This window comes from Mesorhizobium sp. NFR06, assembly GCF_900115245.1.
Classification (GTDB): domain Bacteria; phylum Pseudomonadota; class Alphaproteobacteria; order Rhizobiales; family Rhizobiaceae; genus Mesorhizobium.
On record NZ_FOVT01000001.1, the window covers coordinates 216,131 to 230,186 of the forward strand.

Below are 14,056 nucleotides of genomic sequence, written 5' to 3' on the forward strand. Positions count from 1 at the left end.
TTTCAACCATGAATGGCGAAAATGCCATCATCCGGCCGGACCGTGCTTCCCGCCGGCAGCGTAGGATTTGGTGTATGCGCGAGTTGCCGCAGAGTCTAACGCCGCCTTCCAACGGCGCCGCAATCGATACCGAAATTCAGCTTTCCCGCCGCGCCGTGCTTTCCGGCGCCGGCGCCGTCGCGCTGCTGGGCCTGGCCGGCTGCAGCACTACCGAGACGCTCGACCTGCCGCAGATGCAACTCGACAATACCGTCACCAGTTCCGTGCCGCCCATGCGCCCGGCGATCAGCGTCGACAAGAACATCACCGGCCCGGATGTCATGTACGCCTCGCTCACCGATGGCGGCTTCCAGGTGCCGGAGGTGCCCTGGCAGAAGGTGAAGCCTCAGTTTCGCCGCCAGATCGTCGTCGACAAAACAGGCGAGGCGCCCGGCACCATCGTCGTGCATCTGCAGGAACGCATGCTCTATCTGGTCCAGCCGGGCGGCGACGCCATCCGCTACGGCGTCGGCATCGGCAAGGACGGCTTCCGCTGGTCGGGCCGCGCCAACATCCAGTATGGGCGCGAATGGCCGGTCTGGACGCCGCCGCCGGAGATGATCCAGCGCAAGCCCGAACTGGTGAAGTGGCAGGGCGGCCAGCCCGGCGGCCTCACCAATCCGCTCGGGGCGCGGGCGCTCTACATCTACCAGGACGGCAAGGACACCGGCTACCGCATCCACGGCTCGCCCGAATGGTGGAGCATCGGCCAGGCGATGTCGTCGGGATGTGTGCGCCTGATCAACCAGGACATCATCGACCTCTACAGCCGCGTTTCCAAGAAGAACCCGGTCGTCGTCGTCTGATCTTTTCCTCCATCTCACTCCCCCGTTGCGCGATGCCGCAAGACAGGCGAAGGTGCCCTGAAAACCTTCGCCTCGGGAGAGAAAAAGCATGGCTGGAACCTTCGTCATCGCGCAGGGCGGCGGCCCGACCGCCGTCATCAACCAGACGGTCGTCGGCGCAACGCTGGAGATCCGGAAGCGCCATCCCGGCGCCAAGGTGCTGGGTTCGATCCATGGCGTGCGCGGTATCCGCGACGGCAACTATGTCGATCTCTCGGCTATCCCCGAAGACCGGCTGCGGCTGATCGCCGGCACGCCGAGCGCCGCCCTCGGCTCGACCCGCGACAAGCCGGACGCCGCCTATTGCGAGGTCATCCTCAACGGCCTGAAAAAGGCCGGCGCCGACGCCTTCATCTATATCGGCGGCAACGACACCTCCGGCACCCAGCAGATCCTGACCGATGCCGCCGGCGGCTCGATCGCCTTCGTGCATGCGCCCAAGACCATCGACAACGATCTCGAGGAGAACGACCACACGCCGGGCTTCATCTCGGCGGCCGAATTCGTCGCCGGCGCCTTCCTCTCCGTCGATCTCGATTTCCGCGCGCTGCCCGGCATTTATGTCGGCATCGTCATGGGCCGCCACGCCGGCTTTCTCACCGCCGCCGCGGCCGCCTGGCAGCTCGATCCGGACAGTGGCCCGCATCTGGTCTATGTGCCGGAGCGCGCCTTCTCGGCCAAGCGCTTCATCGACGACGTGCGCTCCACCCTCGACCGCCATAAGCGCTGCATCGTCGCCGTCTCGGAAGGCGTCAGCACCGCCGACGGCAAGGCGCTGGTCGAAAGCCTCGTGCCGCCGGAAAAACTCGAGCGCGACCAGCACGGCAACGTCAAGCTGTCCGGCAGCGACCTGCCGGCGGCGCTCGAGCGCGCTTTGGCCGAAGGCCTGCCCGGCAAGCGCGCGCGGGTCGATGCGCTGGGCTATATGCCGCGCGGCTATGTCGGCGCCATCAGCGCCGTCGACGCTAGGGAAGCCTTCGACGCCGGCGCCTTCGCGGTCACCGTCGCCGAGGAGGGCGGCGGCTCGGTCGCGCTGCAGTATGACGGCTCGAAGTCGGTGCTGAAAAAGGTGCCGCTGAAGGCCGTCGCCGGCAAGACCCGCCACATGCCTGACGATTTCATGAAACCGGACGTCAATCAGCTGTCCGAGGCCGGCATGGCCTATCTCAAGCGGCTGGTGCCGGAAAAGTACAAGGTCGGGCAGCCGTTCGTCTGATGGGCGATTTGGTGGTGGGAGACTGGTTCGGCAAGGCCATTGTCGATACCGGCGTGACGATGCTGACCGAGCCCTTCGTGCATGATTTCGTGCGCGCCAACATATGGCATTTGAAGGGCCGCGATGCCGACCTGCTGGTCGACACCGGCATGGGCATCTGCCCGCTGGCGCCGGAAATCGTAATGTCGGCCGGCAAGCCGCTTATCGTCGTTGCAACCCACATTCATCTCGACCATGTCGGCTCGCTGCATGAATTTCCGTTGCGCATGGGGCCGAAGATGAGCGCGGCGCAGTTCGACGCCATGGATGATGCGGTCACCTATGCCCACATGTTCCATAATCTCGACGCCGCAGTCTCGAAACTGCCGGCGCCGGACTGGCGGGCGGCTGACTACCGTATTCCCCCGGCGCCGCTGGCCCGTGCGCTCGAGGAGGGCGATGTCGTCGACCTCGGCGACAGGAAGTTCCGCGTTCTGCACCTGCCTGGCCACTCGCCGGATTCGATCGCGCTTTTCGACGAGGCCGACGGCCTCTTCTTTGCCGGCGACGCCATTTATGACGGCATGCTGATCGACGATCTGCCGGATTCGAACCGCACGGCCTATTGCCGTACCATGCAGCGCCTGCTCGACCTGCCGATTCGCATCGGCCTGGGCGGCCACGGAGCGAGTTTCGACGACGCGCGCATGCGTGAGATCGCCTCCGCCTATCTGCGCCGGAGAGAGCGATTCATGAGCGCTCCCTGAATTAAATCTTCGTAAGGTCATCCCAAAACCCTAATTCGGGCCATCCGGCGCCCTAAATGCAAGGCTGTCGATCCGACCGGCTGCCATGCGAGGCGAGACAGGCAATGTCGGTCGTCGACACGCCGACGGGCGCGTCTTTCGAGAACCACCCGCGGCGCCCGATCAACTCTCGCCCGGACAGAACGACCATGTCACCCATCAGCATTCTTCGCAGACATCGCGTCGCGGCCCTGTTGGGCGCTGCGCTGATCATCTCTCCCGTCGTCGTCTCCTTTGCTCAAAACACGGTCAATGCGGGCCTGAGCACCGTGGCTGCGACGACCCAGACGCCGGTCGCGGGCGTCACCGCCCCGAGCGGCTCGTTCGCGCCGATCGTTGCCACCACCAAGCCTGCCGTCGTGACGGTGACCACCGTCACGAAGGGCCAGCCCGACGGTACGGGCGGCGGCTCACCCTTCGACAGCAGTTCGCCCTTTGACCAATATTTCCAGCAGTTCTTCGGCGACCAGGGCATCCCGATGCCCAAGACGCCGCCGCAGCAATCGCCGCGGCAAGAGGCCTTGGGCTCCGGCTTCATCGTCGGCTCGGATGGCACCATCGTCACCAACAATCACGTCGTCGACGGCGCGACCTCGATCAAGGTAACGCTCGACGACGGCACCGAGCTTCCCGCCAAGCTTGTCGGCCACGATGCCAAGCACGATCTGGCTGTGCTTAAGGTCAAGGCGAGCAAGCCGCTGCCGACCGTCAGATGGGGCGATTCCAGCAAGCTGAACACTGGCGACCAGGTGCTGGCGATCGGTAACCCTTTCGGCATCGGCACTACGGTGACCGCCGGCATCGTCTCGGCGCGCGGCCGCGACCTGCACAGCGGTCCGTTTGACGATTTCATCCAGATCGACGCGCCGATCAATCACGGCAATTCGGGCGGCCCGCTGGTCGACATCCATGGCGATGTCGTCGGCATCAACACCGCCATCTATTCACCCAACGGCGGCAGTGTCGGCGTCGGCTTCGCCATCCCATCGGATCAGGCCCAGAAGGTTGTCGCCAAGCTGATGAAGGGCGGCAATATCGAATACGGCTATCTCGGCGTGCAGATCCAGCCGGTCACGCAAGATGTTGCCAGCGCCATCGGCCTCGATCATCCAGCTGGCGCGCTTGTCGCGCAGGTCACCGACGGGTCGCCGGCGGCCAAGGCCGGCATCGAGGTCGGTGACGTGATCACGGGCTTCGGCGGTCAGGAGATCAAGGATCCGAAGGACCTGTCGCGCGCCGTCGCCGATGTCTCGCCTGGCGCCAAGGAAACGATCAACGTCTGGCGCAAGGGCAAGGCGCTACAGATCTCGGCCGATGTCGGTCGCAACACCGAGGATACGCAGACCGCCTCCACCGGCGAGGGAGGCAAGCCGTCGGCCGGACCGGGCCTGGGCGTGCCGTCGCTCGGCCTCGGCCTGACCGACATCACACCCGACATCCGCCAGGAGCTCAACCTCTCCGACACGCAGCGCGGCGCGGTGGTCGAACGGGTCAATCCGGACAAGGCGGCCTCGGCCGCCGGCCTCCAGCCGGGCGACATCATCGTCGGCGTCGACCAAACGCCGGTGAAGAACGCCAGCCAAGCCAACCAGGCGATCGCCGAAGCAGCCAAGTCGGGCAAGAAGTCGGTGCTGCTGCTGGTCGATCGCGGCGACGCGCAGATATTCGTCGCCGTGCCCTTCGCCGCCGGCTGAGAACGCTTCGACCGGGCCTGCCCGCATCCGCGGCCGGCCCGGTTTGAGATTTTCGTTGCCGACCGGGCCGTCTTCGAGAACACTGCCGAAAGCCGCCAAGCGGCCGTTGCAGGAGGTGTCTCGATGGTGACCCGTGGGTTCTTTTCCGGACGGCGTCCACCTTCCGACTCCGACGCGCGCGTTCCGCCAGGTCAATATCTGGAGCAGGGTTTCCCGGTTCTGTCGGCAGGGCCGACGCCGCGGGTGCGTCCCGAGGATTGGTCCTTCACCCTCAAGCATGGGCCGCGGCCGCTCAAGACATGGAACTGGGCCGAGTTCAACGCCTTGCCGCAAAGCAAGATGACCCGCGACATCCATTGCGTCACGGCCTGGACCAAGTTCAACACGCCCTGGCAAGGCGTGATGATCGACGACATCCTCGCCGATGCCGGTATCGAACCGCCGACCGCCTATACGCTGGCGCTGTCCTTCGACGGCTATTCCACCAATGTGCCGACCAAGGATCTCGTTACCGGCAAAGCGATGGTGGCTCTGCTTTACGAGGGCAAGCCGATCACGGCCGACCATGGCGGGCCGGCGCGCCTGCTTGTTCCGCATCTCTATTTCTGGAAGTCGGCCAAATGGGTGAACGGGCTGCAGTTCACCGAGCGCGATGAGCCGGGCTTCTGGGAGCTGCGCGGCTACCACATGTATGGCGACCCGTGGCGCGAGCAGCGCTATTCGAGCGATCCCTGAGGAGCGGCCCCGTGCGTGGCGAACCATGAGCGCCGAGCCGTCGTCGCAATCGCCGTGGCAGGCAGCCACGATCACGCGCATCGAAAGGCGCACGCCGCGCGTCACCAGCTTCTGGTTCCGGCCGTCGCGGCCGTTTACCCATTTGGCCGGGCAGCATGTCGACGTCAGGCTGACGGCGCCCGACGGCTATCAGGCGCGCCGTTCCTATTCCATCGCCTCGGCGCCCGGGGCCGGCACTGCTATCGAGCTGGCGATCGAGCGGCTCGACGATGGCGAGGTTTCGCCCTTCTTCCACGACGTGGCGGCAGTCGGCGACGAGATTGAGCTGCGCGGACCGCTGGGCGGCCATTTCATCTGGGAGGAGAGCGACGGCGGGCCGATCCTTCTGGTCGGCGGCGGATCGGGCGTCGTGCCGCTGATGGCGATGGTGCGCCATCGCACGCTGCGCAACACGGCGGTGCCCGTTGCGCTGGTGTTTTCGGCGCGGGTCTGGGACGAGGTGATCTTCCGCGACGAACTGATCGGCCTCGACGACCGGCTTGACGGGTTCAACCTGGTGCTGACGCTGACCCGCGAGCCGGCCAGGCGGCCGTCCGACTACTCCCGACGGGTCGATGCCCGCATGATGGCGCAGGCCATCGAGCGCCTGCCCACGGCGCCGAGGTTGACCTATGTCTGCGGCTCGAATGACTTCGTGTCGGCCGCCGCTGACGCGCTGATCGATGCCGGGATCCCCGCGGAGATCGTCCGCACCGAGCGTTACGGGGTGTGACGGTACGCGATCTCTCCTGACCGTGGAGGAGGCCGCCAAGAGCCGGCCGGAGGGGAGCGTGCGCGATGGGCAGCGACGGCTTGGGCCTATGGCCGGCGATGCTTTCGAATCAGCTCCTGATCAGCCTCAAAATGGTAAATGGTATCGAAAAGTGACTATTAGGATTTACTAAAATCGAACCGAACGGTTCGTTTCTGTTGACGATGCGTGCACGGCGGGGTGAACATTGACCCCATGATACACTTGGTGAGCCAAGCGAGCTGAACACGTAACTGGTTGGATTAATTATAGAAAAATTCGATGGTGGGCATGCTTATGAAAATTTCAAGATGCGAAGCCATGGTCCAGACGGGAAAAACTTCGTGATTGGAATCCGGCGATCGTCTCACCCACATCGGGCATGTCCGAACGACGCGATTTCATTCCCAAGACACGCCGCTAGACGGACGGAATAAAGATACTGGAGTAGCAAAAAATGAAAAAGATTGTTCTCACTGCCGCAGCCCTTCTGGCGATTTCCGGCAGCGCCTTCGCCGCCAGCGACAATTATGGTTCGCAGGCTGCCAACCCGCCGGCCGCCGCGGTCGACTCGTCTTACACCGCTTCGGTCCATAAGTCCGAACCGGCCGCTCAGAACCCCGTCACCACGGGTGCTGACCGCAACCTTTTCGGCAACAACTAACAGCCGGCCTTGAACCGGCGGCGGGTCCGCCCGCCGCCTCGGTCGGATTGAAATTCAGGAGCACTGAAATGAAGAAGATCATTCTCGCCACCGCGGCCCTTGTGGCCGTCTCCGGTGCCGCGTTCGCAGGCAGCGACAATTATGGCAACAGCGGCGTTAACCAGCCGGCTCCTGCCGTCGACACCACGCGGACCTCGTCGACCGGCACGGACTCGCCGGTCTACAAGCTGTTGAACTCGTCCAACGACGCGCACAAGTCGGCCCCACAGGGCAGCGACCGCAACCTGTTCGGCCGCTAACAGCGCAAACAGTTGAATGAAAGAGAGCGGCGGGCCTTGGCCCGCCGCTCTCTTTGTTTGCCGGGTTACCCGGCCTTTAGCCGGGACGACGACGAAGACCGCTGGCCTCAGGCCGCCTTCGCTTCCGCGCGGTGCAGCGTGAAAGAGTGCCCATCCGCATCGAATATGTGCAAATCGCCGGCGCCGGCGTTCAGCCTCAACGTCTCGCCGCGCTTGACCTCGACATTTCCAGGTAGCTTGGCCACCAGCGGCAGGTCGGGGCGGCCGATATCGACATAGATGAGCTGAACTTCGCCGAGCTGCTCGATATAGTCGACCTTGCCTTCGAACAGATAGTCCGCCCCCGTGGCGATCGCGAGATCCTCCGGGCGCACCCCGAAGCTGACCGCGGCGCCGTTGGCCGATCCAGGTGTCGCGATCGGCACCGTCGCCTTGCGGCCGCCGACATGACTGACCACGGTCGCATTGCCGGCCTTCTCGATCTTGGCCGGCAAGATATTCATCGCCGGCGAGCCGATGAATTGAGCCACAAACAGATTGCCCGGCCGCTTGTAGAGCTCCATCGGCGTGCCGACCTGCTCGACGACGCCCTCCTTCAGCACGACGATGCGGTCCGCCAGCGTCATCGCCTCGACCTGGTCGTGGGTGACGTAGATCATGGTCGTGTTCGGCATCGATTCCTTGAGCTTGGCGATCTCGATGCGGGTGGCGACGCGCAGTGCCGCGTCGAGGTTCGACAGCGGTTCGTCGAACAGGAACACTTTCGGGTTGCGCACGATGGCGCGGCCGATGGCGACGCGCTGGCGCTGGCCGCCCGACATCGCCTTGGGCAGACGGTCGAGATATTTGGTGAGCTGCAGGATTTCCGCTGCCTGGCGCACGCGCTTGTCGATCTCGGCCTTGCTTTCCTTGCCGATCTTCATCGAGAACGCCATGTTGTCGTAGACCGTCATATGCGGGTAGAGCGCATAGGACTGGAACACCATGGCGATGCCGCGCTTCGACGGCGGCACGTCGTTCACCACCTCGCCGTCGATCTGGAGCACACCAGACGTAATCTCCTCCAGGCCGGCGATCGACCTCAGCAAGGTCGACTTGCCGCAGCCCGACGGCCCGACAAAGACGATGAATTCGCCCGATTTGATGTCCAGGTCGATGCCGTGGAGAATGTTGAGGTTGCCGTATGATTTCTTCACCTGGTTCAGTGTGACATCGGCCATGGTTTCCTCCTCCCGTGATTGTCCGTTCTAAAACTCAGTCGATCCGCCCGAACCAGGCGCCATAGCCGCCGAGGCGGATGGGCCCGGTGCCAGCTTGTCCCGAAAAGCCATGCCCCTGCAAGGGTTGCGGCGAACCTTTGCCGAGATCGACCTCGGCTGGTCTGCTGCCGAGGTTGAAGACGCAGGCGATGCGCTCGTTGCCTTCGCGTCGCGTGAAGGCGACGGTGTCGCCATCGCTTTCGATGAAGTCGATGTCGCCCTTGCCCATCGCCGGATGCTGGCGGCGGAAGGCGAGGAAGCGCCGGTAATGCTCGAGCAGCGAGTTCGGATCGCCCTGCTGCACGTTCACGGCTTGCGAGAGATGCTTGCCCGGCACAGGCAGCCAAGGCTTCGCGGTCGAGAAGCCGCCATTCTTGGCCGCCGCTTCCCATACCATCGGCGTGCGGCAGCCGTCGCGGCCCTTGAATTCGGGCCAGAAGCGGATGCCATAGGGGTCCTGCAGGTCCTCGAACTTGAGTTCCGCCTCGCCGAGGCCGAGCTCTTCGCCCTGATAGATGCAGACCGAGCCGCGCAGCGACATCAACAGCGCCGAGATCACCTTGAGGTAAGCGGCTGGATCGGCCTCGTTGGCGGCCCAGCGCGAGGCCACGCGCATCACGTCATGGTTGGAGAAGGCCCAGCAGGACCAGCCGTCGCTGGCGACCCGCCCGAAGGCCTCCAGCACCGTCCGCACCTTGGCGGCGCTGATCTTTTCCGGCGCCAGGAAGTCGAAGGAATAGCACATGTGAACGCGCTTGCCGTCGGCGGTGTAGGCGGCCACCACTTCCAGTCCGCGCTGCGAATCGCCGACCTCGCCGACGGCGGCCTGCGCCGGATATTCGTCGAGCAGCGCGCGGAAACGTTCGAGGAAGCCGAGATTCTCCGGCCGGCTCTTGTCGTAGATATGGTCCTGGTAGTTGTAGGGGTTGACTGCCGGCGCCGTCTGGTCGTTGCGCTCTTCCGGCGGCAGCGGCGGATTGTCCTCCAGCCCTTGGCTGTGGAAGTAGAAGTTGATGGTGTCGAGCCGGAAACCGTCCACGCCGCGTTCCAGCCAGAAGCGGGTGATATCGAGCAGCGCGTCCTGGACTTCTCCGTTGTGGAAGTTGAGGTCGGGCTGCTCGGCCAGGAAGTTGTGCATGTAATATTGCTGGCGGCTGGTGTCCCACTGCCAGGCCGAGCCGCCGAAGATCGACAGCCAGTTGTTAGGCGGCGTGCCGTCGGGCTTGGCATCCGCCCACACATACCAGTCGGCTTTAGGATTGGTCCGGCTGGAGCGGCTTTCCTTGAACCAGGGATGGATGTCGGCGGTGTGCGACAGCACCTCGTCGATCATCACCTTGAGGCCGAGGCGATGGGCTTCCGCCACCAGCGCGTCGAAGTCGGCCAGCGTGCCGAACATCGGATCGACGTCGCAATAATCCGACACGTCGTAGCCGAAATCCTTCATCGGCGATTTGAAGAAGGGTGAGATCCAGATGGCGTCGACGCCGAGCGAGGCGATGTAGGGCAGGCGCCGCACGATGCCTTTCAGGTCGCCGATGCCGTCGTCATTCGAGTCCTGATAGGAGCGCGGATAGATCTGGTAGATCACCGCGCCCCGCCACCAGTCGCGGTCGACGGCGGGGTCCGGTCTCGAAGTCGCCTTCAAAGCCGATTGCATTGTCTCAACCTCCTTTCACGGAGCCGGCAAGCAGCCCGCGGACGAAATAGCGCTGCAGCGAGAAGAACACGATCAGCGGCACGATGATGGTCACGAAGGCCGATGTCGTCAGGATCTCCCAGTCGCCGCCGCGCGAGCCGAGCAGCGCGTTGAGCTTGGCCGTCAGCACGATCTGATCGGCCTCCGTGCCGAGGAAAACCATCGCCACCAACAGATCGTTCCATACCCACAGGAATTGGAAGATGGCAAAGGAAGCGAGCACCGGGAAGGACAGCGGCAGCACGATCTTGACGAAGATCTCGAAGTCGCTGGCGCCGTCGATGCGCGCCGATTCCATGATCTCGCGCGGCAGGCCGGCGATGTAGCTCCTGAGCAGATAGATCGCGAAGGGCAGGCCAAAGCCGGTATGCGCCAGCCAGATGCCGAGATAAGCCTTGGACGGCACGCCGAAGAAAGAGCCGACGCCGTTGTAGAGTTTCAACAGCGGTATCAGCGACATCTGCAGCGGCACGACCAGCAGGCCGATGATGACGGCGATCAGCAGCGCGCGGCCGGGAAAACGCATCCAGGCCAGCGCATAGGCCGCAAAGGCCGCGATCAGGATCGGGATGACCGTCGAGGGAATGGTGACGGTCAGCGAGTTCATGAAGGAGCGGCCGATGCCTTCCGAGAACAGCACGGTTCTGTAATTGTCGGTGGTGAACTTCGGTGGCGCCGAGGAGGCGAAATAGACGCGCTGGCCGCGCTCGCCCTCGAAAGCCTTCGGCGAGGAGAGAACGAAGCTTCCGTCGGCATTCATCTGCAAGGTGACGCCGTCGCCGAGATCGGCAGCCGTTCCGGCCGTATATTGCGTCGGCGCCGACGACTTGACGCCGAAAGCGCTGATATTGCGCTTGGCGCCCTCGCCGAAGATGTTGCCTTCGATGACGTATTTGCCGTCCTTCTGCGCCTGCGCCGAGGCGGCCGGCAGCCGTCCGGCTTCAGTCTGGCTGGAGCTGGCGAAGGAATTCCACCAGCCGGACGCAATGATCTGGTCCTTGTCGCGCAGCGACGAGACGAGGATGCCGAGCGTAGGTACGGTCCAGATCGCCACGAAGACGAGCACAGCGATGTGGACGCCGAAGCGGCCGGCAAAGGACTTTCCGGTCTTGGCGGTCATCTCAATGCCCTCCCGTCTCTTTGTTGGCCTGACGGATGTTCCAGATCATGATCGGAATGACGGCGATCATGATGATGATGGCGATGGTCGCGCCGCGGCCGAAGTCGCCGCCGCCGCGGAACATCCAGTCGAACATCAGGTTGGCGAGCACCTGGCTGTTCCACTGGCCGTTGGTCATCGTCAGCACGATGTCGAACACCTTCAGCACCAGGATGGTGATGGTGGTCCAGACCACGGCGATGGTGCCCCAGATCTGCGGCACCATGATCTTCCAGAAGATCTGGAACGGATTGGCGCCGTCGATGACCGCCGCCTCCAGCGTCTCTTCCGGAATGCCGCGTAAGGCTGAAGACAGGATCACCATTGCGAAGCCGGTCTGGATCCAGATCAGGATGATCATCAGGAAAAAATTGTTCCAGAACGGCAGCGATATCCACACCTGCGGCTGGCCGCCGAAATACTGGATGATGGCGTTGAGCAGGCCGATCTGCACCTGGCCTTCGCCGCGGTACTCATAGATGAATTTCCAAATCACGCTGGCGCCGACGAAGGAGATGGCCAGCGGCAGGAAGATCAGGCTCTTGGCGATCGTGCCCCACCAGATCTTGTCGGTGAGCACGGCGATGATCAGCCCGAGGAAGGTGCAGGCCGCCGGCACCACCGCCAACCACACGACGTTGTTGAGGATCGAGTTGCGGAACTCGCGGTCGCCGAACGCCCATTCGTAGTTGGCAAGCCCGACGAAACTCGCGCCGCCGCGGTCGAGGAAGGACAGCCTCAGCGTCTCGACGACCGGATAGATCAGGTAGATGGTGAGGATGATCATCGCCGGGCCGACGAACAGCCACGGCCGCACCAGCCCTTGCCGGCGCAGATTGTCGACGGCGGTGCTGCCGGAGACCCCGCGCGATGGGAACACGACGTCGAGCAGTTTGTTGGCGCCCCAGAAATAGGCGACGCAGCCGCCGACGCCGATGATGATGACGAATATGGCCGAGAAAATCTGAGCCGCCATGGGTCCCTCTCCCTGCGCATGATCTGCCAGGCGGGCCTGGCTATTGGATGCACCGACTTTACTTAAAGCGGCGTCGCGATCTTTAAAGTTCGCTTTGAGCGCTTTAAGACCTTGTTTTGATGCACGTCGTCTCCCCAAAACCGCTACGCACTTTTGGGCGACAAGCATTGTTCGGAACAATCGAGACGCGAAGGCTTTCGGCGATTGCCGCCGGTTGGATCCGGGCCGTGGCCCGGATCCAGTAGGAGGATCAGGAAGTCTGATGTTTTGCCGCTATGAGCGGCTTACTTGATGGCATCCCAGCTTTTCTGGATGTCGGTGGCGACGTCCTGGGCGGGCTTGCCGCCGACCAGGTCGATCATGCCAGTCCAGAAGGAGCCCGCGCCGATCTTGCCTGGCATCAGGTCCGAGCCGTCGAAGCGGAACGTCGAGGCGTTGGCCAGGATGTCGCCCTGCTTTTTCAGCGCCTCGCTGGCATAGGCTTCCTTGTTCACCGCCTTGTACGGCGTCACGAAGCCGCCCTGCGCCATCCAGATCTCATGCGCCAGCGGCATCTTCAGGAAGTCGATAAAGGCACGCGCGCCCTTGGAATCCTTGGTGATCATGACCAGCGTGCCGGCGCCGAGCACGGGCGTACCGAGATCGGGCTTGGATGCATAGGGCGGATAGTAGAAGAAGTCGGCATCCTGGCCGATCTTTGTGCCTTCCGGGAAAAAGGTCGGGATGAAGGATGCCTGCTTGTGCATGTAGCACTTTGGCGGCACCGAGAAGAGGCCCTTCGGGCTGTCGCGGAAGTCGGTCGCCGCGACCGCCTTGGCGCCGCCATCGACCATCTTGTCGTCCGTGGCGATCTTGCCGAAAATGTCGATGGCGTTGACCACAGCCGGGTCGTTGAACGGGATCTCGTTCTTCACCCATTTGTCGTAGACGTCGGGGGTCTGGGTTCTGAGCATGATGTCCTCGACCCAGTCGGTCGCCGGCCAGCCGGTGGCGCCGCCGGAGCCGAGCCCGATGCACCAGGGCTTGCCGCCGTCGGCGATGATCTTCTTTTCGAGGTCGGCGAGCTCTTCCTGCGTCTTCGGCACTTTGTAACCGGCTTCCTCGAAATTGTCCGGCGAGTACCAGACCAGCGACTTCACGTCGGCCTTGTAGGGAAAGGCGAAGAAGCCGGGCTTGCCATCCTTGTCCTTGAAGGTGCCGAGGTCGACCCATGACTGGCCGGCGCCGTAATTATCCTTCACCCATTTGGCGGTGTCGTCGCCGAGCGGCTTCAGCAGGCCCTTGGAGGCCAGGTCCTGGATCAGGCCGGGCTGCGGCAGCACGGCGATGTTGGGCGGGCTGCCGGCCTGGGTGTCGATGACGATCTGTTGCTCGTAATTCTCCGACGAGGAGTATTTGATCTCGGCGCCGGTGGCTTCCTGGAAGTATTCGAGAACGGTGCGCACCAAGCCCTCGTCCTCGCCGCGCCACGGCCCGAAGATGGTCAGAGTCTCGCCCTTGAGGTCGACTTTCTTGAGCTCGTCATAGTTCGCCCAGTGAAAGCGCGGGTCCTCGCCCGGCTTGAACTTCAATTCGGCTTGCGCCGGCAGGCTGAGGGTGAGCGCCGCGAACGCAGCGCCCAAGAGAAGCATTTTCTTCATCGCAAGTCCTCCCAGTGGTCACAAACAGGACGAAACCTCCATTTCGTCCGCCGACGCCCGCGGAACTGTGACTCAGCGAAAGGGCAACCGCAACCTTCCGAAGAGACTTCCAAAGCGCTTTGGCTATCTTAATCTCGCCATTGAATCGCCCCGGAGTCAAGTGGGTGGGTTCATTAATCGATTTAAAACCGACGGGCGCGGACAAAGAAAGTGCAATGCAGCATGCTTTTTTGGCGCTGCAGCAGCAATTTTTGCT

The 14,056-nt window shown here is 63.4% G+C and carries 13 protein-coding genes; 8 read left to right on the forward strand and 5 right to left on the reverse strand.

The annotated features are described in order from the left end of the window. The first annotated feature begins 74 nt into the window (after positions 1–74). The 8 genes from F3H96_RS01030 (at position 75) to F3H96_RS01065 (ending at position 7,067) form a co-directional block, all read left to right on the forward strand. Positions 75–845: a L,D-transpeptidase gene (locus tag F3H96_RS01030; RefSeq protein ID WP_149790080.1), complete on the forward strand. Its 771-nt coding sequence runs from the start codon at positions 75–77 to the stop codon at positions 843–845. Between the two features lie 88 nt (positions 846–933). Continuing rightward, complete coding sequence (locus F3H96_RS01035) at positions 934–2,100, forward strand: diphosphate--fructose-6-phosphate 1-phosphotransferase (protein ID WP_149790081.1); 1,167 nt, start codon at positions 934–936, stop codon at positions 2,098–2,100. Next, complete coding sequence (locus tag F3H96_RS01040; RefSeq protein WP_188131251.1) at positions 2,100–2,846, forward strand: MBL fold metallo-hydrolase; 747 nt, start codon at positions 2,100–2,102, stop codon at positions 2,844–2,846. The genes F3H96_RS01035 and F3H96_RS01040 overlap by 1 nt, the downstream gene beginning before the upstream one ends. Before the next feature lie 188 nt (positions 2,847–3,034). Beyond that, the gene (locus F3H96_RS01045; RefSeq protein WP_149790082.1) at positions 3,035–4,579 is read left to right on the forward strand and encodes a DegQ family serine endoprotease; all 1,545 of its coding nucleotides are present in this window, start codon (positions 3,035–3,037) and stop codon (positions 4,577–4,579) included. Positions 4,580–4,702: 123 nt separating this feature from the next. Continuing rightward, positions 4,703–5,314: a molybdopterin-dependent oxidoreductase gene (locus tag F3H96_RS01050; protein ID WP_149790083.1), complete on the forward strand. Its 612-nt coding sequence runs from the start codon at positions 4,703–4,705 to the stop codon at positions 5,312–5,314. Between the two features lie 25 nt (positions 5,315–5,339). Then, positions 5,340–6,086, forward strand: a complete 747-nt coding sequence (locus F3H96_RS01055) for a ferredoxin reductase (RefSeq protein WP_149790084.1) — start codon at positions 5,340–5,342, stop codon at positions 6,084–6,086. A gap of 475 nt (positions 6,087–6,561) precedes the next feature. Further along, positions 6,562–6,768, forward strand: a complete 207-nt coding sequence (locus tag F3H96_RS01060; protein WP_149790085.1) for a DUF680 domain-containing protein — start codon at positions 6,562–6,564, stop codon at positions 6,766–6,768. A 68-nt stretch (positions 6,769–6,836) separates the two neighbouring features. Next, positions 6,837–7,067 (forward strand): DUF680 domain-containing protein, encoded by a 231-nt coding sequence (locus F3H96_RS01065; RefSeq protein WP_149790086.1) that lies wholly within the window; start codon positions 6,837–6,839, stop codon positions 7,065–7,067. A 107-nt stretch (positions 7,068–7,174) separates the two neighbouring features. Here the strand turns inward: F3H96_RS01065 and ugpC are convergent, their stop codons facing one another. The 5 genes from ugpC to F3H96_RS01090 form a co-directional block, all read right to left on the reverse strand. Further along, a complete protein-coding gene (gene ugpC / locus F3H96_RS01070; RefSeq protein WP_149790087.1) occupies positions 7,175–8,287 on the reverse strand; it encodes a sn-glycerol-3-phosphate ABC transporter ATP-binding protein UgpC in 1,113 nt (370 codons plus the stop codon). 34 nt (positions 8,288–8,321) lie between these two features. Further along, complete coding sequence (locus tag F3H96_RS01075; RefSeq protein ID WP_149790088.1) at positions 8,322–9,986, reverse strand: alpha-glucosidase; 1,665 nt, start codon at positions 9,984–9,986, stop codon at positions 8,322–8,324. Positions 9,987–9,990: 4 nt separating this feature from the next. Then, a complete protein-coding gene (locus tag F3H96_RS01080; RefSeq protein ID WP_149790089.1) occupies positions 9,991–11,145 on the reverse strand; it encodes a carbohydrate ABC transporter permease in 1,155 nt (384 codons plus the stop codon). A gap of 1 nt (position 11,146) precedes the next feature. Then, entirely contained in the window at positions 11,147–12,160 is a 1,014-nt protein-coding gene (locus tag F3H96_RS01085; protein ID WP_149790090.1) for a sugar ABC transporter permease, read from the reverse strand. A gap of 284 nt (positions 12,161–12,444) precedes the next feature. Then, positions 12,445–13,800, reverse strand: coding sequence for an ABC transporter substrate-binding protein (locus F3H96_RS01090; RefSeq protein WP_149790091.1), 1,356 nt, complete (start codon positions 13,798–13,800; stop codon positions 12,445–12,447). Positions 13,801–14,056: the final 256 nt, after the last annotated feature.

Coding starts and splice junctions, on each gene's coding strand:
- F3H96_RS01035 (WP_149790081.1), top strand. CDS start 934: ATGGCTGGAACCTTCGTCATCGCGCAGGGCGGCGGCCCGACCGCCGTC.
- F3H96_RS01060 (WP_149790085.1), top strand. CDS start 6,562: ATGAAAAAGATTGTTCTCACTGCCGCAGCCCTTCTGGCGATTTCCGGC.
- F3H96_RS01045 (WP_149790082.1), top strand. CDS start 3,035: ATGTCACCCATCAGCATTCTTCGCAGACATCGCGTCGCGGCCCTGTTG.
- F3H96_RS01080 (WP_149790089.1), bottom strand. CDS start 11,145: ATGACCGCCAAGACCGGAAAGTCCTTTGCCGGCCGCTTCGGCGTCCAC.
- F3H96_RS01085 (WP_149790090.1), bottom strand. CDS start 12,160: ATGGCGGCTCAGATTTTCTCGGCCATATTCGTCATCATCATCGGCGTC.
- F3H96_RS01030 (WP_149790080.1), top strand. CDS start 75: ATGCGCGAGTTGCCGCAGAGTCTAACGCCGCCTTCCAACGGCGCCGCA.
- F3H96_RS01040 (WP_188131251.1), top strand. CDS start 2,100: ATGGGCGATTTGGTGGTGGGAGACTGGTTCGGCAAGGCCATTGTCGAT.
- F3H96_RS01050 (WP_149790083.1), top strand. CDS start 4,703: ATGGTGACCCGTGGGTTCTTTTCCGGACGGCGTCCACCTTCCGACTCC.
- F3H96_RS01090 (WP_149790091.1), bottom strand. CDS start 13,800: ATGAAGAAAATGCTTCTCTTGGGCGCTGCGTTCGCGGCGCTCACCCTC.
- F3H96_RS01055 (WP_149790084.1), top strand. CDS start 5,340: ATGAGCGCCGAGCCGTCGTCGCAATCGCCGTGGCAGGCAGCCACGATC.
- ugpC (WP_149790087.1), bottom strand. CDS start 8,287: ATGGCCGATGTCACACTGAACCAGGTGAAGAAATCATACGGCAACCTC.
- F3H96_RS01065 (WP_149790086.1), top strand. CDS start 6,837: ATGAAGAAGATCATTCTCGCCACCGCGGCCCTTGTGGCCGTCTCCGGT.
- F3H96_RS01075 (WP_149790088.1), bottom strand. CDS start 9,986: ATGCAATCGGCTTTGAAGGCGACTTCGAGACCGGACCCCGCCGTCGAC.